Raw genomic sequence first — 26674 nt, 5'->3', positions numbered from 1 at the left:
CTAGCTTACTGGCCAGAATGAAGAATTTCCCGGCTGAAATCAAACATTTACTGGCCGAAAACGAGTTTCTACTGGCCAAACCCCCATTATGGTAAACTAGCGTCCCACGTTCCCCACCCACCAACCCAAAAAAACCAGGAACACCAATCAGGTGCTCCTGGTTTTTTCTAATTTATTCTTCCGGCCTTTTGGTTGTCTGCAAGGCAATATAGAACAGCACCGCAAAAAGGATGGTGATCAATGCCGAGTGAGACAGAGTGGCAAAGATATTGAGGCGGCTCAATACGACAGCCACACCGCTTACTCCTTGCAAGAGGGTCAAAATCAATGCGAGAAGGGAAGCGTTAAAGATATCGGGCCGGCCGTGTTTCAAATGCCGGATGGAGTAGATAAAGAGTCCGAGCACAAGCGCGAGCAAGACAACAGCGGCGACCCGGTGAAGATAATGGATACCAGGTAGTCCTGCAAACGGCAAGAAGTTGCCGGGATAGCAGCCGGGAAAATCGGTACAGGCGAGACTTGCTTTGACATGTCGCAAATACGCTCCCGAATAGATATCCAGATACGCATAGGCTACGGTCACCCAGGCGAACCACTTAAAGCGCTTGGAGACGGATTGTTTGATCAGCAAATGCGAGCGGTCCTTTTGGACAACGAACACACTCAAAAGAACAACGCCTGTAAAGGCCAGAAGTGAAAATCCAAAATGAAGAGCGAGTACTTCTGCTGATTGCGGCCAAAGTACCGCAGCTGCTCCAATTAGCGATTCAACGACAATAAAGCTGATACCAAGAATGGCAAGACCCTTTACTTCGCGATTGCCGCGGTAACGGCGCCATGCCCAGATCGAAAAGATAATAACAACAATTCCTGCAAACCCGGTAATCAAACGATGCGTATATTCAATCATCGTGGCTACGGTATATTCAGGAATAAATTTACCGTTACATAACGGCCAGTCACTGCCGCAACCCATTCCGGAGTCGGTGTCCGTGACAAGAGTACCGGCGATCATTAATAAAAACATGATAACACTTGTAAAGACGGCCATTGTTTTAAAGGCTTTATCCATAGAGAAAAGCTCCTTTAATAATATATACTCACACTTGACATCATGGGGTATAAGGAGCCTGTAGTCAACTGAGACGAAACAAATGACAAACATTTGTCAATAAAAGAAAAACATTTCGTGAACAAAGAAGAAGCTTAAAAAAATGTAGCCCGATTATACCCATTTAACAGCAATAATCGTTGTACCTATCCCAAGACCTGAGTCGATCACAAACTCGTCCATCAGGCGCTTCACACCGGGAAGTCCCATACCGAGCCCGCCAGACGTGGAATAGCCGTCTTCAAGAACTTTACGGACAGACGGAATCCCCGGCCCCTGGTCGGTTGCGGTGAGCTTAATCCCGATTTTGTTTTCATCGAAATAGGCTTCAAAACTTATCGTTCCCTTACCTGCATACAAATATATATTTCTGGCCAGTTCTGAAACCGCAGTAGAAATCCGGACCTGGTTTATCGAAGAGAAATGTAAGGTTTGTGCCAGTTGTTTTACTTGCTTCCGCGCAGCCACGATATCCTTTTCTGTATGTATATCGACGATGATAGCTGTTTTAAGCATGGCAAACACCCTTTTTTTCCAAAGCTGATGTTTCAATGATGTAGGTATAAAACAAGCGATCAACCCCTTATGTAAAACATTTATTACTAAAAAAAGCCAAAAAGAAGGCAACCTTTGCCTTTCTTTTTGGCTCACATCTAGTTCCATGCCTAGCTTGTTACTGCCTGTTATGCAATTGGTTCCAATATAAATAGTGCACTGCTTGAATCCCGGCCGAAATTCCAATCGATCAATATATCCAGGACTTTTGTGTTCAGCAGTTTTTCCAGCTGTGGCTGATGGGTGCCGAATAACCTTTTTTCCAAACTCCTCTTAGCGATTCGTTAGCATTTCATGTCCCGGTTTTTGTTGTTAGATTCCAGTCATAATATAAGTCCAGAATGTCGATTCCGACTTTGGACTCCAAATAGCCCACGATTTCTGCGCTTAGCGAATCCATTAGCCGATCTCTTATTTTTTCTGCGAGCTCGGAGCTCGGCTTGTTCCGAATGAAGCAGAGAGCGCTCTGTTGGTGAAAGAAAGTTTGTAAAGTAGACAGTAATAAACGGGTCGGCTACAGTCACAAACACAGTACCAGGGCCTCTTCCAAAATGGTTTCTGAGTATACGGCCAATATAACTGCTGATTTCTTTTTCAACATTCGCTTGATCCATAGATGTCTCCACCTGATTCTTTAATATGACTTAATCTTAACTATTTTTACAAAACGGACATCTTCGGAATTCATCTCTATTATAGTATTCGTCTGGTATATGAATTTCCCTTCCTTTCCTGGGCAAAACTTTTAATTTGTTAAAGAAAAAACCTTGATAACCAACGGCATTCACATCAATCAAGTTTGTCCCATTTCCTTGGTTTGTTCATACGTTTTGACCTTTTTCATCATTCTTTTTTCGTAGCGCCCGATTTGATTTTCGTAAATGACCGAACTTAACAGCAGGATATCGTCGCTGATTTTCTTTTTGAAAAATTCTTTATTACATGTCTTGTAATCATGAAGCAATCGACGAAGCTCTTTCATAAACATCGAAATCTCGTGTTTGTCAGCCATATCGACAAAACTCCTTTTAGTGAACTTACAATGGGTGCAGTTAGATAAAATCTCTCTCCACTAATGTACCCGTTTGTAGAGTATTTTTATCTTTTCAGCAAAAAAAGAGCCGAAAAGAAAAGGGCAACCCTTTACTTTCCGGCTCATGACTGGCACAGTGTGTCCAATTCATTACTGCCGCACTAACTTTTTGGTTTTAAGATAAGTGTAATAATGCTGTTATCCTTCTCAAAATCCCAATCGACAAAGATATCAAGGATCTCCGCGTTCAAAACCTCATCATAGTCATCATTCTGAAGCATAAGGCCTTTTTCCAAAGGGCGTTTGCAGATGCGAAGTGTATCATCAAATCCCATTGAAATCAGCTGCCGTTCAATGGCCACCAAAATCCCTTCCCGTACCACGACAAGTGTTCGGGGGCTTAATTTATATGATGTAATTCGCTCAGGCTCTTTTTGTGCGAGCTTGCTCATCTTAATAATCCTGTTATGAATCTCCTGTTTTCCCTGGTAAGGCTCGCCTTCCGTTAAATCCGCTTTCAGGTCATCAAGGCAAACCCCTACGAAGATTCCGGATTGATGGGAGAGATTCCAATCATAGTATAAATGCTGTATCTCAATATCTGTAACGCCTTTAATCTGTCCCGTAATTTCAGGCTCAAGTGATTTCATTAAAAGTTCTCTGGTTGTCATTACCCGCATTTCTTCATTCTGATTAAGCAATACTTGTTCCATCGGCGAGATAAAGCCACTGACATAAACGACTACGTAAGGTTCGTAAATTGTCACATGAATCGCTTCCGGTCCTTTGCCAAAGTTATCCCGCAAAAGTTTTCCAAGATTGTTCGCCAGTTTGTTTTGCTGGGCTTTTACTTCCATTCGTTCTCATCCTTTGTCAGAAAGAAGCATCATATCTTCCATCCATTTTTTATTTTAGCACCTTTATTCAAAAAATCAAACAACTCAGAGAAAGAGTGTGTATTCTCTTTTATCCGTTTTTTTCTCCCATAAAACGTTTTAATTTGTCGAAAAAATGTCTACTTAGAAAGTAGAACTCAGGCAAAAATTGCATTAAAATAAAGGAGTATATAAAAATACTCCTGTTTAGGAGTGCTGTAAATAACTGTCTAAGACGATGGAGGGACGATATGATTGAACAATTAAAAAAGCTTGGCATGACAGAGCTGGAATCAAGGTGCTACATCACTTTACATGAAGAACCCGACCTTACGGGGTATGAAGTGGCAAAGAGAGTTGCGGTGTCCAGGGCAAATGTATATTCCGCTCTAAGATCACTGACAGAAAAAGGGGCATGCCGTAGTATGGAGGGAGAGACTGTCCGCTATAACGCTGTACCTATCGAGGAACTGGTGCGCCTGTTTCAATCCCAATTTGAACAGACGTCGAAAGCGTTGATCGAGGAACTAAAGACCCCTCCGCGTCCGGCCCCTGCTTTTTACAACTGGAAGGGCAACAAAGGATTGGACCTGGCGATCCAGCGGGTCATCGCAAACACCGAACAGGTGATTGTTGCTGAAATCTGGGAGGAAGATTTGTCGTGGGTTGCAGAAAACTTGCTTGAAGCGGAAAAGAGAGGTGTGACGGTAGTGCTTATTTCCATCGGGGAAACCGATATTGCGCTTGAGCATGTCATCGTTCGCCAGCTGGAGGACCAATGGCATACAGATGAACGGAAATTTTCATTGCTGTCTGATTCAAAAACGGCCTTTATTGGAAGCTTTGGGGGTACACTGAAACCGTCATCTGTGGAAACCGACCATCCAGCCGTCATTGAAATGCTGAAAAATAACTTTTACCATGATCTGATAATGCAGCAAATTGAGCACGATTTTGCTACTGATCTTCATCACCGGTATGGTGAAAATTATACAAAACTATTAAAGTATTATATCCATGAGAAAGGATGGAAGGTGTAAAGGGTGAAACGCAAAACATACGGCCAGTTTGAATTAAGAAATTGATAAAGAGGCTTCATTCATGAGGGGGAGAGTTTGTGGAACTCTATATTCTTACCTTTTTCTTCGGTTCAAAAAGATGTGCCAGCGCCATTTGTAAATTGCCAAACTTTATGATTTTTGAAAAATCCAGTCCCAGCTGAATACTCGTCATTGCAATCTCCGGGCGGATACCAGTAATGATGGCTCTGATTCCGAGGAGGGAAAGCTGTTCGATTACAGTAAACAATTCCTCTGCGACCGTGGAATCCAACGTATATACACCCGATAGATCAATAATTAAATAGGTTAATTCCAGGGAAAGAGCTTTCGTCAACGTTTGCTCCTGAATGACGTTCATCCGTATCGAGTCAATATCACCGATCAGCGGAAGCACACCGATCTTTTCATTGATTGGAATGATGGGAACACCCAGTTGGGCCACCAACTGTCTTTGATTGATCTTTTCCTGGTCTGCATAATGAAAATGATCGACAAAGACTTCAATAATAATATCAAAGGCGCTGTTGAGATTAAAGCTCCATGTGCTGATATGGGTGACTTCCACATGGTTGTGGATGCGCGCAAACTCTTCAATAAACTGCCAGCAAACTTCACGGCAGCGCTTGAAATTCTGTATGATCTGCAACAAGGAAACACCTTCATTTTCGCGCTCATGCGCCAGCTCTTTTGCCCACTTAAAGGGGTCATATTCGTAGAGAACGCACTCGGCAAGCATGTTGGTGAATTGAATATGCTGCATACGGAGCTTATCTTGAACTTCTTTTGGGGCATCGATGGAATAGCGTGAATGTTGCTGTTCGTCCCGCCCTTTTAGCCATTCATCAGCCATCTGATGAGAATGGTCGAGCAAGTACATATAAAGCTGTTTTTCAATCACCATTAATTCTTCCTCCAATCGAATAGGAATCTTATGTGCAGAATTGCAGTATCCCTTAATGTTGTCCACGTTATTGCATATGCTGCAGCGATACAGGCAGTGAGGGAAGTAGTGATGCCAGCTTAAATGAGGAATGAAATCGTTTGTTGACTTATTGATTTCTCCTGTAAAGAAGCCAACTCCTCTTTTTATACTAAAATAGTATTGTGGCTAATAGTCAACAAAATTCCAAATAAGAAAAATGAGATTTCCCGGGGAACTTTTTGTCGTTTTTGTCGTATTTAAAAAAGAATAACAGGTGAGCATCCATCCTCGATTGGTTGGCTGATAAAATTAATTTTCTTCCAGTTGACGGCATATAGTGGGGAAAGGCTTTAGAGGTTGGAGGGTCCATCATGGCGGAAAGAAGGCTCTTAACGGAAGGCGAGATGCTCAACACCATTCGGAATGGGCTGCCGCCGGCAGTGAAACCGAAAAAAATTGTGATAGCAGGAGCCGGTATTGCAGGCCTGGTTGCGGGGACGCTCTTGATGGATGCCGGACACGATGTCAAAATCCTGGAGGCGTCACAGCGTGTTGGAGGGAGAATATACTCTGTTAGGGCTCCTTTTACTGAGGGGCATCATTTTGAGGCAGGTGCCATGCGGATTCCGGACACCCATAAACTGGTCTTTGAGTATATTCACCGCTTCAATCTCCCTTATAACCGCTTTGTGAATCGTTTGCCGGAGGATTTGTTTTATGCGAATGGCCGAAGAGCGAGGTCCGCTGAATACGATCAAAATCCGGAGCTGCTCGGTTTTCCTGTTGCCCCGCATGAACGGGGAAAAACGGCAGAGGATTTGATGCGGTATGCCATTGGGCCGCTTGTTGATTACGTGAACCAAAATCCATCAAAGAACTGGCCGATCGTGATCCAGCTTTATGAAAATTATTCGGTTGATGCGTTTTTGAAGAACAATCCGTTTGGCCGGTCGTTATCAGCGGGAGCTGTGGATAAAATTAAGGTGCTGATTTCTCTTGAAGGTTTTCCAGAGCTTTCTTTTCTAGAAACCTTCCGTGACATCCTGCTCATTTTTATCCGGCCGAATCTGCGGTTTTATGAAATTACGGGTGGAAATGACCAGCTGCCCAACGCGTTTGTTCCTCATCTCGGGAATCGGCTGCTTTTTGGAAAACGGCTGACCCGTATTAGGAATCATCCGAAAAAGGTAACGCTATATACCGAAAACCCGGTTGGCAGGGCGACGGAAGAATTTGAGGCTGACCGTGCCATCATAACCATACCATTTTCCGTGCTTAACTTTGTTCAGATTGAGCCCGAACGGTCATTATCCTATTCGAAACGAAGAGCCATCAGGGAACTTCATTACGTGCCTTCCACCAAGGTGGGCATTCAATTTAAAAATCGTTTCTGGGAAAGGGAGGGTTTGCATGGCGGAAAAGCGGTAACCGATCTCGCCTCCCGTTTCACCTATTATCCCAGCCATTATCCAGCCGGGACTCAGTCGGGGGTTGTGCTCGGAAGCTATACATGGGAGGATGACTCGAATCTTTGGAGCTCTCTGCCAAGCCGAACACGAGTGGCGGAAACACTAAGGTGCCTCTCTGTATTGCATGGCCCGCAGGTATTTGATCAATACATGACCGGAACCTCCTTTTCCTGGACCAGCAATCCATACGCTGGGGGAGCTTTCACGATGTTTAAACCCTACCAGGAAAAAGAATTCGGAGATGTAGTTTCAATGCCGGAAGGAAGGCTTCACTTTGCCGGAGAGCACGCGACCATGACTCACGGCTGGATGCAGGGATCGATAGAATCGGCCATCCGCGCCGCCCATGAAGTGCACGAGAGTCAATAGAAGGAAAGAGCTTCGCTGTTGTTTGGAACAGTGGGGCTTTTTTTGCGTGCTTGAGATTCTATGAAAATGATGTGATATGCAAGTATTCCTTGTCGAAGCGCAAGTAAACGTCCCAGCACCGCAAGTAAATCCCTCAGAGCCGCAACTAAATGATGTCGAACCGCAAGTAACACCGCTACAACACCTACGGATGATAAAAATTCTGCGCAAAATCTAAAAAAGTGATCCAAATTGCATAGACTAACGTTAGCTTTAAGCAGTTTTCGTCTAGCAATTGACCCTGCCTCTTTAAAAAAAAAGCTTCTAAACGAGGCGCCAGGCACATAGTTGTTAATACCATGTCCATCAACTGGATTTGTCTTCCATTGCATTTAAATCGAACTTAACTATAATCTTTCTATAATTGTTGAATGTCCTGCCGGCCTTATGAAAGGAGGAGCATATGACAGCAACTGCTATTCTGAAAAAACTTGCTAATCGATTTTTCTCACTACGAGTCTATGATTTGTCTGCTCAGATGGCCTATTACTTTTTAATGTCCGTATTCCCATTCCTGCTGGTCATTTATTCCTTGTTGGCCTACCTGCCGATTAAGGAAGAAAACATCCTGGAGCTTGCCAAACCGTATGCGCCAGAGAATACGTATTTATTAATCGAGAGAACCCTGACCTATACGGTAACCCATCAACAGGGAAACTTATTGTCATTCAGCTTAATTATTACATTGTGGCTTTCATCAATGGGGTTTCAGTGCATCAAGCGTGTCATGAACGATGCATATGCCATTGAAGTAAAAGAAAGTTTTTTCAAACAGATCGTGGAGGGAATTGTTCTCACCATCGGTTTTATGATTGCGATTTTGTTCTCGGTATTTGTTCCGATTATTGAAGAATTGATGAGGCATTACCTGAATGACGTATTTACATTGGATGGCTATCATAAATTATGGATTTTTCTGCAGTGGGGGATTGGAAGCCTGTTTTTGCTTCTTTTCTTCATTGGACTTTATTATTTCGCGCCAAATGTGAAGTTGCACATTTCAAAGGTATTGCCGGGCGCCTTTTTTTCCATGATCGGCTGGCAGCTCGTATCCATGGGCTTTGCGGCTTATGTCAGAGGAAATAACTATTCGGCGCTCTATGGGCAGCTTGGCGGTATTGTGGTACTTATGCTCTGGTTTTACCTGTCAGCAATGATCATCGTTATCGGTGCACTATTGAATACCATCGTCTATCCGATCAATGAACACAGAAGGGACTAATGACAATGAAAGCACAGGGCTGCAGTGTCAAATGGCCACTGGTCTCATTATTTCGGGTTCTGCTGCCATTGGCGGACGGGCTGTCGGCCTGCTTGGCTTCATTAAATCATTCAGCCACGAAAAACGGTGAAGCGGTTGGAGAGGGAACAGGCAGTGAGTGAGGAAGGAACTGAGACTCCTCTAAAGGAGGAAGCAACTAATTCCCGCTTGCCGGAGTGCATGATGAGCCTTTCTGCGTTTTGGGCGCGGAGAGGCTCTTTTGAATTTCTGTTGGTGATAATTTCGTTTACATAATCGGGCTTTGGCTCGGTTTCCGAGGTAAATCTCATTTCAAAAAAAAGGCGCTTCTGACAGGGTCAGAAACGCTTCTCGTCCGAAATTAGCTTGTGCGGGCACCTTCGAAATAGCCGCTTTCGATGATAATGCTCTGGTTGGTGGTGGAAAACATCACTACACGAACCACATCTCCCGCGCTTAAATTCACGCTGGTGGCACAGCCGTTTGCATCAATACAGGTTCCTCCCTGAACCATTGCAACGGCCAAGGAAGTAACAACTGAATTGTTTACCATCAGGCCCAAAGTGAGGCTTCCGGATGTTGCAGCTGTTGTGCCGCGTACTTTTGTTTGGGCGCAAAATTTATATACACCTGCACGGGTAGCTGTAAATTGTGAACCGAATACATTATATTCATTCATCCGATTGTAGATCACATTGCGGTAATCGACAGGTGTAACCACATTGGGAGCGATCACCTGTCGTGTCGTTGATTCTGCAAGAAAATAAGAGAACCCGATTGGAACAGGCAAGAAGTTAACAATCGGCCCTGGAATTCTGCACAAATCCATCGGCGGTCGGGGGCTGGAACTGGAGCTGCTGCTCTCATGATGGTGGCTTGAGCTCGAACTTGAACTTGAACTGCTAGAACTTCTGGAACTCGAACTTGAGCTGGAACTGCTAGAACTGCTAGAACTGCTAGAACTGCTGCTTTCAGGACAATGGCTGCTGCTCTCAGGATAATGACTGCTTTCCGGGCAAGAGCTGCTCTCAGGCATTACGTGGTGGCTTTCCTGGCAATGGCCGCTGCTAAGTTTTACGTTGGGCGTGCTGCTTTCAAAGCGGGGCAGACTGCTCTCCACCTGGAGAGTGCTACTTTCGAGACAAGGACATTTGCTTTCATAGCTGGAGCTGCTGCTACTGCTGCTTTCCTGACAATGACAGCATCTGCAGTTCTTGTATCTTTTACGCATATATCTTCCTCCATATAGTATTTAGGTGCTACACATTACGTGTTTCTAGCAGTTTATGCGGACAGGAAGATTATGCTTGGACATATACCTTGGTCAGGTTGTTTAAAAGAGATATCAGTTTATATAATGACGGTTTGGCCAGTAAGTCTTTCATTTCGGCCAGTATTCAGCATTTCAGTCTCCAAAAAGCACAAAAAAGGCGCTCTGCCTCACTGCAGAACGCTTTTTTTACCTCAACGAGTCTGTGCTCCTTCCAAAAAATCCACAAAATCACTGATATTTTCAAAGGTTTGATGGGGTTCGTGGCTGAATTCTTTCGTTTGCACCTCGGGGAGCCAGTGTACGCCGACGGTTCGAACCCCGGCTCGCTGTCCGGCTTCAATGTCAGAGTCGCTGTCACCAAGGAACATGACGTCTTCCTTTGAAACGCCAAGCTGATCAATCGCTTTTAACACGCCTTCGGGATGGGGCTTTGGTTCACTGACATCATCCCCGGTCATAATCACATCAAACAAATCGCTCATCCCGAGTTTCTCCAGGGAGATGTCCAGACTGCGACGGCTTTTTCCAGTCATAATTCCAAGCTTCAAGCCTTTATCCTTTAAGGAACGAAGCAGGTCATCCATTTCGGAATTGGCGTCCACCAGATCTGAATGCTTATCTTCATATGTTTGATAAAACGTCTCGATGGCGCTTTCCTTGTCAGAATGCTCCAGATGATCCTGGATGATCACCGGTTCCACTGGCCCGAACATTTCTTTAATTTCTTCGTCTGTAAAATCTTTATCATCATATTTCTTAAAAACGGTTTGAAAGGAATGATAATTCACCGGCAGCGTATTGGCTACTGTACCATCAAAGTCAAAAATAATTGCTTTCACACTCAACACCTCCATGCCGTTCTTTTCCCAAAAAGCCCGACTTTTATTCCTTTTTAGCAACCGTCTCTCTTTATTCTATTAACGATAACTGCTCGGACAATGATGATGCCATCTGGACATTCACCCGACTGGCCCACCAGGAATACATTAGTACGAATGGTTTGCAGGGAGTGGGGCACATGTTATATGACAGCGATACAATCAGGAGAGAGAAACTAGCGTCTTGGCAAGAACGGGCAATCGATGAGTTTGAGAGAAGGATGAGATCGACGACACGTCCGTTTCCGTGTATTCCAGCAACGATTGGTGAGTCTCTCGGCCAATTTCGTTTTGGATTTGCCGGAAACCCCGTCCACACGTCCTCGGTGGAGGCTTTGGCGGCGCTGCTGAAGGAATATACAGAATGTGCAAAGGACTGCGGAGATTATACGTCCCTTATCGTGTTTTATGAAATACCGGGGGAAACGGCGGAAAGCATGAAGGTGGAGGAGTATGAACAGCTGTTTTGGAGCCAGCTGGCCGGTTTGGCCGAAATGGACACGAGTGAATGGCCGGCCCAAATACCGAACGATCCGCATGAACCTCTGTGGGAGTTTTGTTTTCATGAGGAGCAGTACTTTATGTACTGCGGCACACCGGCACATGTTAACCGGAATAGCCGGTACTTTCCCTGTTTTATCCTGGCCATTACCCCAAGGTGGGTGCTCGAGAGATTCAATGCATCTCCATCCAGGGCTTCTAAAATCAAACAACGGATTCGAGACCGCCTGAAAAAATATGACGCCATTGACATTCATAACGATTTAAAAACGTACGGAAAAGAAGATAATTACGAATGGAAGCAATATTTTTTGCGTGATGACGATACGGCGGTATCCAAATGCCCGTTCCACCGGTTTTTCAAAAAGAAAAAATAAGTTCGTGAAGCGTTCCTGAATAGAGCGGGAGCGCTCTTTTTTCTATTCAATAGTTTTTATGAACAAAATAGTTAGGATATAGTATAAATAGTGGTAAACTATTATAATGTGATATTAGAGTGAATTATTTAATATAGACAAGGTGGTTTCATGGATAATTTATTGGTCAATCTTTTGGAAATCCTTCTTATAAATATTGTGTTGAGCGGGGATAATGCAGTGGTTATCGCGCTTGCCTGCCGGAATTTAGAAGAGCGGCACAGAAACAAGGCCATTTTCTTCGGTACGTTCGGAGCGGTATTTTTAAGAGTGGTATTAACGTTTGTTGCGGTTTATTTATTGAAGATTCCTTTTTTAAACTTTGTCGGCGGACTGCTTTTGTTGTGGATTGCCATTAAACTTTTAAAAGGGGAGGAAGAGGGCGATATTGAAGCGAACTCCAGTCTTTCCGGGGCAATTAAAACCATTATTATAGCGGACCTTGTCATGAGTTTGGACAACATTGTGGCCGTTGCGGGGGCAGCCAACGGAAATATCGTGCTGATCATTCTTGGTCTCATCATCAGTATTCCATTAATCATTTGGGGAAGCCAGCTGCTCATGAAGATCATGACACGATTTCCCATCATCATCATTCTCGGAGCGGCATTGCTCGGCTATACCGCTGGCGAAATGATGCTGAAGGACAAGGCTGTCGGGCATTATCTCGAAAACATCGATTTCAATCTTCATCTTGTTGTACCGCTTCTGCTCGCCGTGCTTGTCGTTGTGATCGGCAAGTTCAGCGGCCGGCATGCAGAAAGTCATTAATTCAAAAAGACAAGCCCTCTTTGGCTGATAAAAGTCAGAAGAGGGCTTGTTTTTTATTAGATCGTCGTCAAAATCAGTGAAACCAACAATCCGATGGCAGCGACCATGCCGACAATGGATCCTCCTTCTTCAAAGGCTTCAGGCATCATGGTCGAGCCGACCATGGTGATAATACCGCCTGCGGCAAAAGAGGCAATGATGGCCATGACTTCCTCTGAAGCATTTTCCAAAAAGAAATAGCCGCCCCACGCACTTAAAGTAGAGATGAAGAGAACAGATAACCAAAGAATCATAATTTTTTGTTTGCTCATATTGCTTTTCAGCATCCCTGACGTACTCGACAAACCCTCTGGGATATTACTGATAAAAATGGCGATGACCAGCAGCCAGCTGACATTGTTATTTTCGATAAGACTGGCACCGATCATAATCGATTCGGGAATGGCATCCATCACTGTTCCGATAAAAATCGCCAGGCCGGAACTGCCTTTCGAGGCATCATTTTGTCCGGCCGATCGCTTCCGCTGATGGCCTCCTTTTCGCGAGATAAAAAAATCCAGAAGGGTGAACACGATGGCGCCCACCAAAAAGCCTGACCCTGTTGGAAGCAACCCTCCTGACCGGACAGACTCTCCCAGTAATTCATATGTAGCTGCACCAATCAACACTCCTGTACCAAACGACATGATAAAGCCTATCACTCGTTTTTTGATCGGGAAGGCCATGGCGGCAATTGCACCCAGCAGCACCGCTGAACCGGATATGGCCCCCCACATTGCGGCAATCCACATGTTTCCACCTCCTTTAGGCTTATTACAGTTTTACCCAAAGGAGGCAAAAAAGTAACAAATGCAAAGTCAGAGCAGGGTTAACGCTCCCGTAAGCAGAGCGAGACATGTGATAACCAACGCGGTCAAAATGGCCCATTTGTACGCAAAACGCTGAAACGCACTAATATCGACATTGACCATACTGACAAGCAGGAAGGTGGAAGCCACCAGCGGGCTCATTAAATGGACCGGTTGCCCCATAATGGAAGCCCTTGCAATTTCAATGGGACTGACCCCGTAAGCGGAAGCCGCCTCTGCAAGAATCGGGAGCACGCCGAAGTAATAGGCATCGTTGGAAAGAACAAAGGTAAACGGCATGCTGGTAATGGCCACGATCGCCGGGAACAGCGGGCCAGCCGAGTCCGGAATGATGGAAATGAGTGCCTGTGCAATCGCATCCACCATTTTAGTACCTGATAATATACCGGCGAACACACCTGCAGCAAACACAAGCAGTACAACGGTGAGTGCATTGTTCGCATGCGCGGCGATTCGTTCCTTTTGAAGATCTAGATTCGGATAGTTGATCATCAGCGCCATAATAAAGCCGACTAAAAATAAGGCTGGGGCTGGAAGTAAGCCCATTACTAAAACGGTCATTACAGCAATCACAAGTAATAAGTTGAAATAGCGGAGATGCGGGCGTTTGAAGCTTGCAGAATCACCATCTGCAGACATGGTTTCCTGGGCAGCGGCCAATTGTGAAAGGATCTCAGGATCTACCTTTTTATGCTTCAGATCGGCAATTCCAATCCGGCGGCGTTCTCTTTTTCCGAGAAGATACCCTGTAAAAACGACCCATAACGCGCCTCCGATCATAGTTGGCAGCAGCGGAATGAAAAATTCGGAAGCATCCAGCCCCATAACGGCAATGGCCCGTGTGGCAGGACCGCCCCAAGGGGTCATTCCACTCATGATGCTGAGTGAAAGCATGGATACGGTGGCCAGAATCAATGGATTCATCCCAATGCGGATATAAAGGGGAAGCAATGCGGAAACAGCGATCATATAAGTGGTGGTTCCATCACCGTCCAACGCCACCAGCAAGGAAAGAATGGCTGTTCCCATGGCAATTTTTACAGGTTGCACGGGATAAGGGTGGTGCGAACAACAAGAAGAATTATGGAAGGTTATGTTTACACCAAAAAAGAGTATGAAATGGCAACAACAAAAAATCAAAGAAAAGAACAGCTCATATTTTAATTTCGATGATTACTCCAGCCGGCGTAAAGTGCAGCAGCCAATCCACCCGCTAGACCGGCCAGAAGATCCCCCATGGTATCTTTGTTCCCGCCCAGCTGCATGGTGTGGGTAGCTACCAGATCTCCGGTAAATTCATAGATTTCCCAGAGGGCTGAGGCAAGGGATGAAAAGGAGAGAATGAAAAGAAAATAAAGCCAAGGAGATACGCTGTCCCTGAGCTTTTCGGGCACGAACCGTTTGTAAAGCGACATGCCGCATAAGCCGACAAAGGCTCCTTTATAGAAATGAAGGGTGGTATCCCACCACGGAAACTTCAGATAAAACTGCATGATGCTGCCAAGGTACGTGGTACACAAAAGAAATAGAAAGTAACCCATAATAAGAACCAGAGGAAAGGGGTTTCTTTTCAGAAAAAGCAGACCGAGGGGCAGCGCACTGACCGCTATTCCGCCGAGAGCAACCTGCCAGCGGGAGGCATCATCTTTCATAAGGTAATAGATAAACAAGCCCAGCATAAATGCTATAAAAAGCAGACTGCTCCACACCAAAATTTTTCGTTCCACCACGTTCACCTGCCTCCTTGTACTGTTATCAGTATGGCCAACAGGGAAAATATGAAACAGGAAAAAGCCGCAAGCACCGTTGCTTGCGGCTTTTGTAATAACAGTTGCCCCTTCTTTGGCATAGAGCTTAACCGTTCCTGCTCCGATCCCGGTTGCTGAACCCGTCACAACCGCAATCTTGTTTTCAAGTCTTCCCATCGTAACTACCTCCTTTAATCTGTAGGGTGTATTCCTCCAAAGTATGTGGAGTAAACATGAGGTGCTGATGGGAAGCGTTTACAATCTTGGCATGGAAAAACGCTCCGTGCCGTACAGCTCGGAGCGTTCTCCTATAATGCTTCTTTGATGACTTTTTTATAATAAACGACCGACAGGATTCCAAAGATGGAGTAAAGTGCAGTGTACAGAACCATAACCAGGATGATGGGTGTCCACAGCTCAGTTCCAAAAAGGAACCATCCGGATTTCACGGCAAAATAACTGTGGATCAGCCCCAATACGAGCGGAATCCCGAAGTTGAACAGCTGCTTGAAACGAATGCCCTTCAGCAAATCTCCTCTCGTAAACCCAAGCTTTCTTAAAATGGTGTAGTTCGGCTTTTCCTCTTCGCTCTCATCCATCTGCTTAAAATAGAGAATACAGCCTGATGTAATCAGGAAAGTCAATCCAAGGAAACCAACGATGAACATCGTCAGACCCATATTCTGCTTTTGGTCTTGAAGCATTTCCACTCTTGAGAATTGGCCTGCTTTAAACTGTTGCTTCTGAAACAGGTGATCCGCTTTTTGCAGATGGTTTTCTTTGGTGACATCAATCCCCACATAACGGGAAGGATCTGTAGTAGGAGAGGGGGCACTCCCGTCTTTAAGCTCGCGAAACACAGAATCATTCACTACCGCTGTCGGTAATCCGCCTGTAAAAGGGATGGAAACGACCGAATCCTTCTTCATGCCGATGTAGTTTTGCAGGATCTTCTCCTTTTTGGTTTTCCATATGATTTGGCCGGAGTCTTTGATCTTAAAAAAGGATTTTTGAAGATCGGTCACGCCAGTCAAATACATGTCTCTTTTCGAGAGGTTTTGGCCTTTTACACTGGAATCGCTGATCACCGAAATGCTTGTGTTTTTCGGATTGAGCCCTGTGGCTGTGGAGGAAGCTTCAAGCTTCGCCTCCATAACGGAGGATATATCCGCATTTATGTGGAGCACTTCAATGTTTGTTTCCTTGAAGCTAATATTATTTTTGTTTAACTCCTTCTTGAATGTGCCGGCCGCATCGGTGCTGGTGAACGAAAATTGGTTGGGCACATAGTTCCTGGCCGTTTTTTCAGCGGAATAGTAAGAAATATAGGTTAATGACAAGAGCCCGATGGCGAGTGCTGACACGGTTGTAATGATCGTCAGCAAAAGAGCGTTCGACTTCATCCGGAACATGATGGACGACAGGGAGAGAACCTCATTGACAGACAGATATCCATTTTTCTTTTTGCGGATCAGGTTGAACACAAACCTTACAGATCCCTTATAGAACAAGTAGGTTCCCAGAATAACAGACCCGAGAATCGAAATCATTGCCAGATAAAGCTTGGCTTCGTTGTTGAAATCCCCGCCGAACAGCTTGGAGGATACATAATATCCCGCAATGATGAGAACCAGACCGAGTATTCCCATGATAATTTCCAGCACAGAGATTTTCTTTACTTTGCTTTCTGTCGATGAAACCGCGCGGAAGAGGGACAAAATGGTCTGTCTTTTGATAAAAATAAAGTTCGTTAACATGATGACGCAGTAGATGACGGCAAAGACTATGATCGTTTGGACCATTGCCTGTGCTGAGAAATGCAGGGTGGCAATCGCATGAACACCTGTAACTTTGTATAAAATCATGATGGCCAGCTTTGAAAAGGCAAAGCCGAAAAGGATGCCCAAGAGAACTGAGCCGAAGTATAGCAGGAAATTTTCAGCAGTGAGAATACGGAAAATCTTGCTTTTGGTCATGCCGATCAGCTGAAACAATCCAATTTCCTTGCTTCGTCTTTTAATAAAAATCTTATTCGCATATAAAAGGAAGATGGCAACGATGGCAATGAGTAAAACGGAAGCAGCTTTAAGTGCTGCTCCACCTTTAATCGATCCCTTTGCCTCATCCATGGATGGATCGTACTGCAGGGTTACAAACGCGAAATAAAGGGCGGCACTGAAAATCAGGGCAAAAACATAAAGGTAATAGTTTTTCAGGTTTTTTTTCAGATTGCGAACGATCAGCTGATTAATGCTCATTCTGAACACCGCCAAGCACACCCTGTGTTTTCATGACATCCTTGAAAAATTCCTGTCTCATCTGGTTTCCTTTGTGAAGCTGGGAGTACAGCTGCCCATCCTTGATGAAAAGAATACGGCTGCAATAGCTGGCGGCCACAGGGTCGTGGGTAACCATGATGATCGTTGCGTTACGGCTCCGGTTCAGCTCAGCGAGCTTGTTCAGCAGGTCAGAAGCCGATTTCGAATCCAGTGCACCTGTCGGCTCATCGGCAAAGATGATGCTCGGCTCGTGGATGAATGCCCGTGCAGCGGAAGTGCGCTGTTTCTGTCCGCCGGAAATTTCATTCGGGTATTTGTCCTTCAGTTCATAAATGCCAAGCTCGTTCGCGATTGTATTGAACCGGTGATCTGCCTCGGCGGGGGAGGTTTTTGTCACAGACAATGGCAGCAGGATATTTTCTTTTACCGTCAATGTATCAAGCAGGTTATATTCCTGAAAGATAAACCCGAGATGATGCTTGCGAAATTCGGCCAGTTGTTTTTCTTTCATCCCTGTAATCTCATTGCCTTCAATCATGACGGAGCCGCTGTTGATCCGGTCAATGGAAGAAAGGACGTTCAAAAGGGTCGTTTTTCCCGATCCGGATGGTCCCATAATGCTGACGAATTCCCCTTTTTCAAAACTGAAATCGAGTCCTTTCAGCACTTCTTGTTTGTTAAATTTATTGCCGTAGCTTTTGTGTAGGTTTTTGGCTTCTAATATGGTCATGCGTCCTGCACTCCTTTTGTTTCTTGATATCTAAAGTATAAAAGGAAAGAATGCTCACTTCCTTCGATTCGCCGAACAAAAGGGAAAAGCATGTGACAAAGATGTCACATGCCCGTAATCTTCAAGAAGTCGTTTGGTTTGGGGAACGACAGCGTAAATGTGGTTCCTTTTTCCAGTTCGGATTGTACCTCAATCTCAATCAACAAAGGAACAGCGGCTTTTTTTGCCAGGTACAATCCCATGCCTGTAGCAGCATGATCCCCGTGGTGCGCTGTTGAAGTAAACCCCTTGTCAAAAATCCGAGGAAGGTCCCTCGGATCAATACCACGGCCCTCATCCGCAATCCGGAGAAACGCTCTTTCGCCGTGCTTACCGGTGGAAATGACGATATCGGACTCCTTGCTGTATTTGACGGCATTCGTCAGCAGCTGTCTTACAATGAAGGAGAGCCAATTGCTGTCACTTAAAACAACGGTTTCTTCCAGCTGCAGATCAAACCCGATCCCTTTTTGAATGCACCAGGATTGAAGGGTCTTTATTTCCGAGAACAAAAGATCCTCCAGGTCCACTTTTTCCACATACAAATCATTTTCCATAAAAGGGAGGCGCTTCTGGTGAAGCTGCTGATCCAGAAGATAATGAATACGAAGCCATTCATAAAGAAAAGGGTTTTTCAGCTTTTCATCCTCCAGGCGGTCGATCATCAGCCGGAGAGCGGTCAGCGGCGTCTTCACTTCATGGATCCATCCCAGCAGATCGTCTTTTGCCTCTTCCGTTTCTTCCTGATAAAAGGCTGCTTTTTTCTTTAAATATGTACTCTGGCTGACCAGGCTGTTCTCTATGATTTTTTCAAACGGGGTTTCCGCTTCCGGCAGGCTGGTCAAATCAAAATCGTTCTCCCGCTCCTCCAGTCGCTGATAAAATTTCGTTTCCTTATGACAGCGATAGACCAGGAACAGGGTGAACAGAATCAGTGACAGGAAAATCACGTAAAGCACCGAGCCGACAGGGATGGAAGAATCGATATAGCAAACGGAAAGAATCGCCAGCTGAAGAACGAGGTAAGCAGCAATCCAGCTGCGCCGTTCGGAAAGGAAAGCGCGGATCATGAGCTGCCCTCTTCTAAAGCCATATAACCCTGGCCGATCTTTGTTTCGATAGAGCTGCCCAAGCCAATTTCCTCTAATTTTTTTCGCAAGCGATTCACATTCACGGTAAGGGTGTTGTCGCTGATAAACCGCTTATCGTCCCAGAGGCTGTTGATAAGATGGTCCCTGCTTACAATTTTATTTTTTTGTTCGATGAGCAATTTCAGGATAAACATTTCGTTTTTCGTCAGTTCCAAGGTTCCATCGTCATTGGATACCGTATTTCGGTCATAATCGACCGTCGCTCCGGCCCACGTCCGGAATTCCGTTTTTTCCGCACTATAGTTATACACCCGGCGAAGAATCGCCTGTATTTTGGCAATGAGCACATCAAAATGGAACGGCTTCTGAACAAAATCATCCGCTCCAAACTGCATCGACATCACCATATCCGATGGATGGTCACGCGACGATAAAAAGATAATGGGTACGTTGGAATGCGAGCGGATCATCCGGCACCAATGAAAACCGTCGAATTTGGGCAGTTGAATATCCAGGATCACCAGGTCGGGATTAAGGTCTGTGTACTCCTGAAACACAGAGTTAAAATCACTGATACCGTAAATCTCATAAGACCATTGGCTGAGCCGTTCTTTCATCTCATGAAACAGCGAGGTATCATCTTCTACAAGCAATAGTTTAAACATTTGAGTTCACCACCCGATCGTATCCTTTTTCACCATATTATAGCAAAAGGGTGATGGCTGCATAAGAACAAATGGATAGATCCTTGAAAATCAGGGAATGAAGGAGAATAGATATCGTATCCATAGCGAAAACGTGTGATGGAAATGGAAGAGAATAAGTGAAGGAGGGTAACCCATGACAGAAAAATTCCCGCTGCCGATCGGTACGGTTGTTACACTCGAGGGTTCTGACCGCCCCGTGATGATTTATGGCCGCATGTCGATCGCAGCTGATGAGGTGCTGTTTGATTACATTGGGTGCAGCTACCCAATCGGGCACAGTAACAGCAATAACAACGTCTACTTTCAGCACTGCAAAATCCAATCCATCCTTCATAAAGGCTATATCTCCGACGAAGAAGAGGATCTGAGCATCAAACTCGAAGTAGAACGCGAAAGGTTAAGGAATGATGAGGAAACTAGTGAAGAAGGAAATTGAGGAAAAATCGTGCAGCAGGGCTGCACGATTTTTTATGGGGTGTTTTATGTGTGACCCGTTTGGTGAGTAAAAGGTTGGAATTCCGTGCCGTGGAAACCTACGTTCCCTGGAATGTTGCACGAACCGCGAAAAGGGGAGTTGTGTTTTCAGGGATAGCAGATTTGGAAGGATTCATTACGACGGCTCAAAAGTTGGGCCTGTACGCATTCTTCGCCCATCTCCCTACATTTGCGGGGAATGGGAGTTTGACGGTCTGCCTGCATCGCTGCTACGGAACAAAAACATGGAACTGCGCTGCTCCCATTCTGACTTTTTAAAGCATGTGGAAGACGATTACGATATACTGATTCCTAAACTTGTTCCGTATTTTTTTGAAAAAGGCGGTCCAGTCATCGGTATTCAGGTCGAAAATGAATATGACGGTTATGGTAAGGATGCCTCCTACCTGGCTTTTTTGGGAGATGCAATGCGTCATCGCGGCATTGCCGGGGTGCTGTTTACATCTGATGGGTCTGATATGCTGAAAAACGCTTCTCTGCCCAATGTTCTTGCGACCGTGAACTTTGGCTCTCGACCTGAGGAAGGATTTGAAAAGCTGGAACAATTTCAGCCTAATTCGCCAGCCATGTGCATAGAATACTGGAGTCACCATTGGGACGGAGAGCATCATACGAGGGGAGGGGAGGATGCAGCCGGAGTGCTGGATGAAATGTTTAAGGCTGGAGGCTCCATCAATTTCTATATGTTCCACGGAGGAAGCGTATCGTCGGCCGATACACCGAAATTCCAGATGTGGATATACCAGAAATACCCAAAATGCATAGGGTGATGTATCGCTGAGCGATATGGAATGTTGGTTTTGACTGGCTGCGGGACATGAGCTCTATAACGAACAGTGCTTATCCTTTGCCTATGGAGCAGGCTTGCCAGAACTATGGGTATATTTTGTATAAAACTACTGTCGAATTTCCGGGGAAATATGAGATGGATACAAGAGGTATCCATGGTCGGGTGTTCATTTATGTGAATGGAGAACACCAGCATACGGTATATAGGAAAGATGAAAAGCAAATGGTGACTCTTTCATTCTCTTTAACCTGTAAACATGCTGGAAATACTGTAGAAAACACGGGACGTGCCAATTACGGTAAAAACCTGAAGGAACCAAAAGGGATTACACAGTGGATTTGGCTTAACAATCAGTCATTGGGGAATGTATAAATTCGAACCTGAAGTGTGTCTTGGTAATACTTCGGAAGGTAAAGGAATGTTGAATTGCCGTTATCCAAGGATTTTTAAAGGAACATTTACATCCGATTCGATTGGCGAGACGTTTGTATCGCTTCCTGGCTAAACAAAGGGCAATGTATTTGTGAACAGTTTTAATCTGGGAAGATATTGGTCGGAAGGTCCGCAGGAAACACTCCATCTTCCAAGGCCAAAAGAAGGGGAAAATGAAATCGTGTGCTGGAGCTGAAAGAGAGTAGTTTTTGAGTTAGCTTGGGCCGATTTTTGTTCGACAAGATAAGTGTGTCGAATTTAGTCGATATCAAATAAGGATAAACCATTTGAAAGTAAAAGGGTGGTTTTTGAACATAAATAAGAGTTTTTAAAAATAAACTCGCCTTTTTTGAAAATAAGATACCCCTAATTGAAAAAAATTGTGCAGACACATAAATAGCGTCGCTTCCAACCAAAAAAACCGCGCCGGAACTCAAATCCGGTGCGGTTTTCATCGTTTTACCTGAAATAATATTGATCCTGGAGGCTTAGCCACCAGTGTCCCTTTGATTTTTCGGTGAAAAGGACAAGATATCGTCCTTTGAGATAGGATAATGAATCTTTCGTCTCTTTCATCGGCTTCATTTTCATCGCTTCTTTAATATCCTTGCGGGAGCTGTCGTACTCAACCTGCATGCGGTTGATCACCCGGCTCAACCCGGAGGAAATAATGATTTGGTAGCCGTCTTCCTTGTAATAATAGTCCGTTCGTTTCTCATAATCTTTCACTTTTATCGGCTTTCCATAAACGCTGTTAATGATCGACCGTTCCATTGGTCCGCCAATATAGTACTCTCTGACCCCATTGATCATTCCGTCTTCAAATTGGCTGATCGTGTCACTATCAAGATCAACGATTGGGGTTTTTTGTTCCGTCGCCACGGCTTTCTGTGCGGCAGCTACTTTTTCTTTTTGCGCAAAATCATCCGAAAACTTGTGAACGGCAAAGAAACAAAAGCTAACGGCTACAGCCACGATCACGAGGGAAGCAGGATGAAAGTACTTCTTCCTTCGCCACTGTAAATCCTCAATGGTCCGCTTCAATCCTTCAAGCATCAGGTTGACGCCAAGAATAGAGACCGCAAAAAACAGCACAGGAATAATAAGAAGATACGGCCGAAGCATCATTTGCCGGTAGTAAGAACCAATCAGGCCAGACCACTCATTGGACATGGACTTCGGTAAAAAATCTCCGCCAAAGACTGTGTACTCTTCAAGAACGGTGCCGCCAAAAAAGATTTGCAGCAGCCCGAGGTGGGCAAACAAAATCAGGACGTACATGATTTGCTGAATGTAGATAAACCACAATTTCGGCAACATTTGCGGTAGGATATGCCTGGAAAATACATGAAAGCGGCTGCCTCCGAGAACTTTCGCGCTGGTGACAAACTCACGGTAACTGATCAACTCCATTTCCGAACCGATCATCACAGACACCGCAGGAACGGCAACGAGCGTCAAGATCAGAATGTAAATGGTGCCTTTTTGCCAAAACGTCAGACCTTCTGAAAGAACGACCGCGTTCAGAATAAAATAACAAAGCAGCGCAACCGGTATATAATGGGTGGAATCGACAAGCCCTTTGAGCCATTCTTTCACCCTTTGATTCATGATAAAGAACAAATAGCCGCCAGCAAAGGATAGGAGAAGCCGGGCCAGGCTGATGAAGAAAGCAAGTCCGATCGTATACTTGGCACCTGATGCGATTTTATAAAGCAGTTCAAATCCAAACTGGTCGGTGCCAAACCAGAAACGGGAAGAAGGCTCAAATGGCGCGCGCCCAAGGGCGTTGAATCCATCCTTGGCATAAATGACCTGCGTTTGTGGAATCTCGTTGCCAAACGCATAGTTATGGATCAAGCTTAACGCAAGGATGGAACCGATGATGCAAAATCCAGCAACAAAAAGAGGCTGTGCAGCGACATATTGCAGCGTGCGTACGATTCGAACGAGCAAACGCTTCAGCACTCGCCACAACGGCTCCAAATTCAAGCTCGATTGAGCTGCGGCAGTTGCTGCCGCCTCGCTTTGCATGGCCCAACGGTTGGTAAACCACGATCCAAGAGCGAAAAATGCATACATCGGAAGGAAGACAAGCAGGGAGGAAACGGTAAAAATAGCTGGAACCCCGTGCTGATAGACAAAATTGGTGATGCCGCGAATGTTGAACAGGATTTCAATGATGAGCAAATTTGAAAGCATGAACCAAAGAATCATTTTGGACTGGTGAAAAAAGTGAATCAAGGTGTTTGGCATGATGTGATGAATCAGAATATAGAGACGTGTAAGTCCCTTACTTTTTGCATTTTCGATGTACGGTTCTTCCCACTCCTCTTCCATATGAAACAGCAGAATGCGCAGGGAAAGGATAATCGGCATCACACTTAAACAGAGAATCGGGAGAGTGTACGGCTGTGAATCTCCAAAGGCAACTACATCAAAAAGAAGCACATTTGTTTTTTTGTAAATCCAGATGATCAAAAACTGGATCAGCACCGTAATCAAAATATCGGGAAACGACTCAAACACAAACAGAACGGACTTGGCTCCCTGATACAACCGTTTTGGAAGCAGGGAAATCAGAATGCTGAGCAGGACCGCTACAAATAGAGCCAGAAACAACGCGGAAAACAGCACTGTCATGGAATAGGTATAAGGCTCCCACACATCAGGAAAAAGCGATCGTTGGGCTGCCCCGGCTGGATAAGTAATATCAGCCAAATGGGACAGCTGGCCCAGCAACTCTTTCAATCCATCGGTATACTTGCTGAACTGAAAAGACGTTCCGTTAAAAGCAAACGGAACAGCCCCCATCAGCAAGATGCCAAGGATGGATGTAACAAATGTGATAAACATGCGTTTTATAAGCATAAAATGGAAAAATCCTCCGATCAAAAAGGTAAATGAAGGCACAGTGAATCAGTACCCCCTACCTAGAATATGTTCCATAAATTTACACTAATCTCCTTCTTTTGACGCGTTAATTTTAAAGAAACCATGATTCTATATTACATTTTGTCGAAAACTTGGGATAAATTACCTTTTGTAATTGCTACAATTAGCCACTATTTATCTCAATATCTTGTGATACTCTAGTAATGAGTAGATACATATAGAAATATGGGGGGATTTACATTGTCTAGTGAAAAAGAAGCATTACTTTTTCGGTTGCATCAGATGGAGGAAAAAGAACGATTTTTCCTGAAAGAACTTCAAAAAGAAAGAAATGAAATATATGATCGGCTACGGGAAATTGACAACCAGCCAAACCTATCATCATTGACGGCGTTTAAAGAACCTATGAAGGTGAGGGAAGAGGCAGCTGTTGCAGTAGACACGGGAGTACTGGAGGAAGAAGCACCGACGGCTGTTCCTGGAAAAGAAGAGGTGGTGGAGTCATTACCCTCATCAAACAGCAGTTCTGCTGCAGCTGCTCCAAGACCAAAGGTTTCAAACGTCCAAGCCGTAAGAGATGTTCTGAAAGACAGCAGCAAGAGCCTGACCATTTCAGAAATCAGACGTGAACTGGACAAGCAATATGGCTTATCACCAGCCAACCTGACAACCATCCTTTACAAGCTGAAAAAAGAAACGGATGCAATCACTAGCCCGGGCAGAGGCGTTTATTTTTATCAAGAGCCTGTGAACGCAGAAGCGGAAGAGCTTCAGGAGGAAGAATAAGAGAGATGATGAAACCCCATGCAGACTATTATGCTGCAAGGGGTTTTCTTATCTTTTTATGAAAATGATGTGTTTGGTGAGTAATGGTTTAAAAAGGTGAGTAAACGCTAAACCCTCGCCAGCACGTAAAAAAAGACCACCCCGGAGGACAGCCTTCTTCATCTAATTTATTAAGAAATCTCCAATTGTTCCTTCAGCATCGACTGGATGCGTGTGCGTTCCTCATCCGGTACGAGAAGGTAATAGATACCGTTGATCATTTTGCCGTTTCCTTTGATCTCTACGTTATCCACGTTGTTGCGGGCACCTTTGTATTTGGACTGAATGTCTTTCATTTCATCAAAGGTCAAGTTTGTTTTGACGTTGGAACCGATCACGTCCAGAATGTCTCCCATTTTTGTTACGGAAGAAACCTGGGCTCCTTCGTTAATGATCGCTGAGATCACTTGGCGCTGGCGGGCGTTACGGCCAAAGTCGCCTTGAGGATCTTCTTTTCTCATACGGGTGTAAGCCAATGCTTCTTTACCGCTCAGCTTCAACTCGCCTTTCGGGAAGTTATAACCGTCGTATTTAAACGCCAGGCGTTCGTTGTCGACTGTTACTCCGCCAAGCGCATCCACTAATCCCTGGAAGCTTTCCATGTTTACTTTTACATAATAATCGACCGGAACATCAAGGAAGTTTTCAACGGTCTTGATGGCCATTTTTTCTCCGCCAAACGCGTATGCATGGTTGATCTTGTCTTCTGTACCCTTCCCGACAATCTCGGTGCGCGTATCACGCGGGATACTGGTCATGACCATTTTGTTTGTTTTTGGATTGACGGTAACTAAAATCAATGTGTCCGAACGGCCGCGGTCGCCTTGTCGCTCGTCGACTCCAAGAATCAGGATGGAAAGCGGATCGCCTTCTCCTGGTGCCAGTTTACCATTCCGTTTGTCTGAACCATTCCATTCAGAACCTTCATGCATTTTATTGGCTGTGCTTTTAACGGAACCATAGACATAGTAAATTCCGCCTGCGGCAATAAGCACGATTACCCCTATAACGATTAACGCAATCTTTAAACCAGAGCGCTTTTTCTTGCGCTTTGCTGAACGACTATCCATTTCATCAACCTCTTCTTTATTAGTAACGGCTATAATTCATAGCATGTTTTATATCGGATTAAATGCAATATCTTTTATAATATAACAGAAAATTACAAGTTTGCTAGAGATTATTGAAAGATTATTACAGCAAATTTATAATTGCACTCCAAAAAAGCCAATCCTCATCAAGAGAATCGGCTTTAGCTTAT

General features: G+C 44.7%; 26 protein-coding genes and 4 pseudogenes. 11 read left to right on the top strand and 19 right to left on the bottom strand.

All coding sequences use genetic code 11. From position 1 onward, the window contains the following. Window positions 1-172 precede the first annotated feature (172 nt). The 7 genes and pseudogenes from QNH15_RS24360 to QNH15_RS24330 form a co-directional block, all read right to left on the bottom strand. Window positions 173-1072 carry a COX15/CtaA family protein gene (locus QNH15_RS24360; protein WP_283891254.1) on the bottom strand — a complete coding sequence of 300 codons (900 nt, stop codon included), beginning with the start codon at window positions 1070-1072 and terminating at the stop codon, window positions 173-175. A gap of 153 nt (window positions 1073-1225) precedes the next feature. Further along, window positions 1226-1627, bottom strand: coding sequence for an anti-sigma regulatory factor (locus tag QNH15_RS24355; RefSeq protein ID WP_283891252.1), 402 nt, complete (start codon window positions 1625-1627; stop codon window positions 1226-1228). 167 nt (window positions 1628-1794) lie between these two features. Then, on the bottom strand, window positions 1795-1932 hold the full coding sequence (locus QNH15_RS24350; RefSeq protein ID WP_283891250.1) for a Na-translocating system protein MpsC family protein: 138 nt from the start codon (window positions 1930-1932) through the stop codon (window positions 1795-1797). Window positions 1933-1958: 26 nt separating this feature from the next. Then, window positions 1959-2066, bottom strand: a complete 108-nt coding sequence (locus tag QNH15_RS24345) for a hypothetical protein (RefSeq protein ID WP_283891248.1) — start codon at window positions 2064-2066, stop codon at window positions 1959-1961. Between the two features lie 67 nt (window positions 2067-2133). Then, a pseudogene (locus QNH15_RS24340) lies at window positions 2134-2280 on the bottom strand (Na-translocating system protein MpsC family protein); the annotation flags it as partial. 179 nt (window positions 2281-2459) lie between these two features. Then, entirely contained in the window at window positions 2460-2678 is a 219-nt protein-coding gene (locus QNH15_RS24335; RefSeq protein ID WP_283891246.1) for a hypothetical protein, read from the bottom strand. Between the two features lie 182 nt (window positions 2679-2860). Continuing rightward, window positions 2861-3556 (bottom strand): Na-translocating system protein MpsC family protein, encoded by a 696-nt coding sequence (locus QNH15_RS24330; RefSeq protein WP_283891244.1) that lies wholly within the window; start codon window positions 3554-3556, stop codon window positions 2861-2863. A 269-nt stretch (window positions 3557-3825) separates the two neighbouring features. On the opposite strand from QNH15_RS24330, the gene QNH15_RS24325 reads away from it, so the two are divergent. Continuing rightward, a complete protein-coding gene (locus QNH15_RS24325; protein WP_283891242.1) occupies window positions 3826-4614 on the top strand; it encodes a TrmB family transcriptional regulator in 789 nt (262 codons plus the stop codon). 85 nt (window positions 4615-4699) lie between these two features. Here the strand turns inward: QNH15_RS24325 and QNH15_RS24320 are convergent, their stop codons facing one another. Next, window positions 4700-5536 carry an STAS domain-containing protein gene (locus QNH15_RS24320; RefSeq protein WP_283891240.1) on the bottom strand — a complete coding sequence of 279 codons (837 nt, stop codon included), beginning with the start codon at window positions 5534-5536 and terminating at the stop codon, window positions 4700-4702. A gap of 392 nt (window positions 5537-5928) precedes the next feature. On the opposite strand from QNH15_RS24320, the gene QNH15_RS24315 reads away from it, so the two are divergent. The 3 genes from QNH15_RS24315 (at window position 5929) to QNH15_RS24305 (ending at window position 8817) form a co-directional block, all read left to right on the top strand. Beyond that, window positions 5929-7395: a flavin monoamine oxidase family protein gene (locus QNH15_RS24315; RefSeq protein ID WP_283891239.1), complete on the top strand. Its 1467-nt coding sequence runs from the start codon at window positions 5929-5931 to the stop codon at window positions 7393-7395. Window positions 7396-7837: 442 nt separating this feature from the next. Next, window positions 7838-8656, top strand: coding sequence for a YihY/virulence factor BrkB family protein (locus tag QNH15_RS24310; protein WP_283891238.1), 819 nt, complete (start codon window positions 7838-7840; stop codon window positions 8654-8656). Beyond that, on the top strand, window positions 8656-8817 hold the full coding sequence (locus QNH15_RS24305; RefSeq protein WP_283891237.1) for a hypothetical protein: 162 nt from the start codon (window positions 8656-8658) through the stop codon (window positions 8815-8817). The genes QNH15_RS24310 and QNH15_RS24305 overlap by 1 nt, the downstream gene beginning before the upstream one ends. Before the next feature lie 218 nt (window positions 8818-9035). Here the strand turns inward: QNH15_RS24305 and QNH15_RS24300 are convergent, their stop codons facing one another. Both QNH15_RS24300 and QNH15_RS24295 read right to left on the bottom strand, forming a co-directional pair. Beyond that, complete coding sequence (locus QNH15_RS24300) at window positions 9036-9905, bottom strand: C1q-like domain-containing protein (protein WP_283891236.1); 870 nt, start codon at window positions 9903-9905, stop codon at window positions 9036-9038. 233 nt (window positions 9906-10138) lie between these two features. Beyond that, the gene (locus QNH15_RS24295; protein ID WP_283891234.1) at window positions 10139-10786 is read right to left on the bottom strand and encodes an HAD family hydrolase; all 648 of its coding nucleotides are present in this window, start codon (window positions 10784-10786) and stop codon (window positions 10139-10141) included. Window positions 10787-10965: 179 nt separating this feature from the next. On the opposite strand from QNH15_RS24295, the gene QNH15_RS24290 reads away from it, so the two are divergent. Further along, on the top strand, window positions 10966-11703 hold the full coding sequence (locus QNH15_RS24290) for a YqcI/YcgG family protein (RefSeq protein WP_283891232.1): 738 nt from the start codon (window positions 10966-10968) through the stop codon (window positions 11701-11703). Window positions 11704-11853: 150 nt separating this feature from the next. After that, window positions 11854-12513, top strand: coding sequence for a TerC family protein (locus tag QNH15_RS24285; RefSeq protein ID WP_061973847.1), 660 nt, complete (start codon window positions 11854-11856; stop codon window positions 12511-12513). Between the two features lie 56 nt (window positions 12514-12569). On the opposite strand, the gene QNH15_RS24280 is transcribed toward QNH15_RS24285, so the two are convergent. The 7 genes and pseudogenes from QNH15_RS24280 to QNH15_RS24250 all read right to left on the bottom strand — a co-directional run bounded on the left by QNH15_RS24280 (window position 12570) and on the right by QNH15_RS24250 (window position 19934). Continuing rightward, window positions 12570-13304: a ZIP family metal transporter gene (locus QNH15_RS24280; protein ID WP_283891229.1), complete on the bottom strand. Its 735-nt coding sequence runs from the start codon at window positions 13302-13304 to the stop codon at window positions 12570-12572. A 66-nt stretch (window positions 13305-13370) separates the two neighbouring features. Then, window positions 13371-14426: pseudogene (locus tag QNH15_RS24275) on the bottom strand (CitMHS family transporter); the annotation flags it as partial. 116 nt (window positions 14427-14542) lie between these two features. Beyond that, complete coding sequence (locus QNH15_RS24270) at window positions 14543-15307, bottom strand: DUF2238 domain-containing protein (RefSeq protein ID WP_283891227.1); 765 nt, start codon at window positions 15305-15307, stop codon at window positions 14543-14545. 131 nt (window positions 15308-15438) lie between these two features. Then, window positions 15439-17388, bottom strand: coding sequence for an FtsX-like permease family protein (locus tag QNH15_RS24265; RefSeq protein ID WP_283891225.1), 1950 nt, complete (start codon window positions 17386-17388; stop codon window positions 15439-15441). Next, a complete protein-coding gene (locus tag QNH15_RS24260) occupies window positions 17378-18139 on the bottom strand; it encodes an ABC transporter ATP-binding protein (protein WP_283891223.1) in 762 nt (253 codons plus the stop codon). Before QNH15_RS24260 ends, QNH15_RS24265 begins: the two co-directional genes overlap by 11 nt. 104 nt (window positions 18140-18243) lie before the next feature. After that, entirely contained in the window at window positions 18244-19248 is a 1005-nt protein-coding gene (locus QNH15_RS24255; protein ID WP_283891221.1) for a sensor histidine kinase, read from the bottom strand. After that, on the bottom strand, window positions 19245-19934 hold the full coding sequence (locus QNH15_RS24250) for a response regulator transcription factor (RefSeq protein WP_283891219.1): 690 nt from the start codon (window positions 19932-19934) through the stop codon (window positions 19245-19247). The genes QNH15_RS24255 and QNH15_RS24250 overlap by 4 nt, the downstream gene beginning before the upstream one ends. A 175-nt stretch (window positions 19935-20109) precedes the next feature. Between QNH15_RS24250 and QNH15_RS24245 the strand changes: the two genes are divergently transcribed. The 4 genes and pseudogenes from QNH15_RS24245 to QNH15_RS26305 all read left to right on the top strand — a co-directional run. Further along, complete coding sequence (locus QNH15_RS24245; RefSeq protein ID WP_061973866.1) at window positions 20110-20412, top strand: DUF4176 domain-containing protein; 303 nt, start codon at window positions 20110-20112, stop codon at window positions 20410-20412. Between the two features lie 50 nt (window positions 20413-20462). Beyond that, window positions 20463-21241: pseudogene (locus tag QNH15_RS24240) on the top strand (beta-galactosidase). A 47-nt stretch (window positions 21242-21288) separates the two neighbouring features. Further along, on the top strand, window positions 21289-21633 hold the full coding sequence (locus tag QNH15_RS24235; RefSeq protein WP_347343366.1) for a hypothetical protein: 345 nt from the start codon (window positions 21289-21291) through the stop codon (window positions 21631-21633). A gap of 145 nt (window positions 21634-21778) precedes the next feature. Further along, window positions 21779-21889: pseudogene (locus QNH15_RS26305) on the top strand (hypothetical protein); the annotation flags it as partial. Between the two features lie 263 nt (window positions 21890-22152). Here the strand turns inward: QNH15_RS26305 and QNH15_RS24230 are convergent. Then, a complete protein-coding gene (locus QNH15_RS24230; protein WP_283891215.1) occupies window positions 22153-24606 on the bottom strand; it encodes an ABC transporter permease subunit in 2454 nt (817 codons plus the stop codon). 222 nt (window positions 24607-24828) lie between these two features. Here QNH15_RS24230 and QNH15_RS24225 point away from each other — a divergent pair, with 222 nt between their 5' ends. Further along, window positions 24829-25374, top strand: coding sequence for a Rok-like winged helix domain-containing protein (locus QNH15_RS24225; RefSeq protein WP_283891213.1), 546 nt, complete (start codon window positions 24829-24831; stop codon window positions 25372-25374). 170 nt (window positions 25375-25544) lie between these two features. Here the strand turns inward: QNH15_RS24225 and QNH15_RS24220 are convergent, their stop codons facing one another. Further along, entirely contained in the window at window positions 25545-26483 is a 939-nt protein-coding gene (locus tag QNH15_RS24220; protein WP_283891211.1) for an LCP family glycopolymer transferase, read from the bottom strand. Window positions 26484-26674 lie beyond the last annotated feature (191 nt).

Source organism: Fictibacillus enclensis, from assembly GCF_030123385.1.
GTDB lineage: Bacteria > Bacillota > Bacilli > Bacillales > Fictibacillaceae > Fictibacillus_C > Fictibacillus_C enclensis.
Note: the sequence above shows the minus strand (reverse complement) of the source record. Positions and strands in the feature narration are given on the sequence as shown.

What these genes read in the sequence shown, in the direction of transcription:
- QNH15_RS24360 (WP_283891254.1), bottom strand. Translation starts at nt 1,072, where the DNA reads ATGGATAAAGCCTTTAAAACAATGGCCGTCTTTACAAGTGTTATCATG.
- QNH15_RS24355 (WP_283891252.1), bottom strand. Translation starts at nt 1,627, where the DNA reads ATGCTTAAAACAGCTATCATCGTCGATATACATACAGAAAAGGATATC.
- QNH15_RS24345 (WP_283891248.1), bottom strand. Translation starts at nt 2,066, where the DNA reads ATGGATTCGCTAAGCGCAGAAATCGTGGGCTATTTGGAGTCCAAAGTC.
- QNH15_RS24335 (WP_283891246.1), bottom strand. Translation starts at nt 2,678, where the DNA reads ATGGCTGACAAACACGAGATTTCGATGTTTATGAAAGAGCTTCGTCGA.
- QNH15_RS24330 (WP_283891244.1), bottom strand. Translation starts at nt 3,556, where the DNA reads ATGGAAGTAAAAGCCCAGCAAAACAAACTGGCGAACAATCTTGGAAAA.
- QNH15_RS24325 (WP_283891242.1), top strand. Translation starts at nt 3,826, where the DNA reads ATGATTGAACAATTAAAAAAGCTTGGCATGACAGAGCTGGAATCAAGG.
- QNH15_RS24320 (WP_283891240.1), bottom strand. Translation starts at nt 5,536, where the DNA reads ATGGTGATTGAAAAACAGCTTTATATGTACTTGCTCGACCATTCTCAT.
- QNH15_RS24315 (WP_283891239.1), top strand. Translation starts at nt 5,929, where the DNA reads ATGGCGGAAAGAAGGCTCTTAACGGAAGGCGAGATGCTCAACACCATT.
- QNH15_RS24310 (WP_283891238.1), top strand. Translation starts at nt 7,838, where the DNA reads ATGACAGCAACTGCTATTCTGAAAAAACTTGCTAATCGATTTTTCTCA.
- QNH15_RS24305 (WP_283891237.1), top strand. Translation starts at nt 8,656, where the DNA reads ATGACAATGAAAGCACAGGGCTGCAGTGTCAAATGGCCACTGGTCTCA.
- QNH15_RS24300 (WP_283891236.1), bottom strand. Translation starts at nt 9,905, where the DNA reads ATGCGTAAAAGATACAAGAACTGCAGATGCTGTCATTGTCAGGAAAGC.
- QNH15_RS24290 (WP_283891232.1), top strand. Translation starts at nt 10,966, where the DNA reads ATGTTATATGACAGCGATACAATCAGGAGAGAGAAACTAGCGTCTTGG.
- QNH15_RS24285 (WP_061973847.1), top strand. Translation starts at nt 11,854, where the DNA reads ATGGATAATTTATTGGTCAATCTTTTGGAAATCCTTCTTATAAATATT.
- QNH15_RS24280 (WP_283891229.1), bottom strand. Translation starts at nt 13,304, where the DNA reads ATGTGGATTGCCGCAATGTGGGGGGCCATATCCGGTTCAGCGGTGCTG.
- QNH15_RS24270 (WP_283891227.1), bottom strand. Translation starts at nt 15,307, where the DNA reads ATGGGAAGACTTGAAAACAAGATTGCGGTTGTGACGGGTTCAGCAACC.
- QNH15_RS24265 (WP_283891225.1), bottom strand. Translation starts at nt 17,388, where the DNA reads ATGAGCATTAATCAGCTGATCGTTCGCAATCTGAAAAAAAACCTGAAA.
- QNH15_RS24260 (WP_283891223.1), bottom strand. Translation starts at nt 18,139, where the DNA reads ATGACCATATTAGAAGCCAAAAACCTACACAAAAGCTACGGCAATAAA.
- QNH15_RS24255 (WP_283891221.1), bottom strand. Translation starts at nt 19,248, where the DNA reads ATGATCCGCGCTTTCCTTTCCGAACGGCGCAGCTGGATTGCTGCTTAC.
- QNH15_RS24250 (WP_283891219.1), bottom strand. Translation starts at nt 19,934, where the DNA reads ATGTTTAAACTATTGCTTGTAGAAGATGATACCTCGCTGTTTCATGAG.
- QNH15_RS24245 (WP_061973866.1), top strand. Translation starts at nt 20,110, where the DNA reads ATGACAGAAAAATTCCCGCTGCCGATCGGTACGGTTGTTACACTCGAG.
- QNH15_RS24235 (WP_347343366.1), top strand. Translation starts at nt 21,289, where the DNA reads ATGAGCTCTATAACGAACAGTGCTTATCCTTTGCCTATGGAGCAGGCT.
- QNH15_RS24220 (WP_283891211.1), bottom strand. Translation starts at nt 26,483, where the DNA reads ATGGATAGTCGTTCAGCAAAGCGCAAGAAAAAGCGCTCTGGTTTAAAG.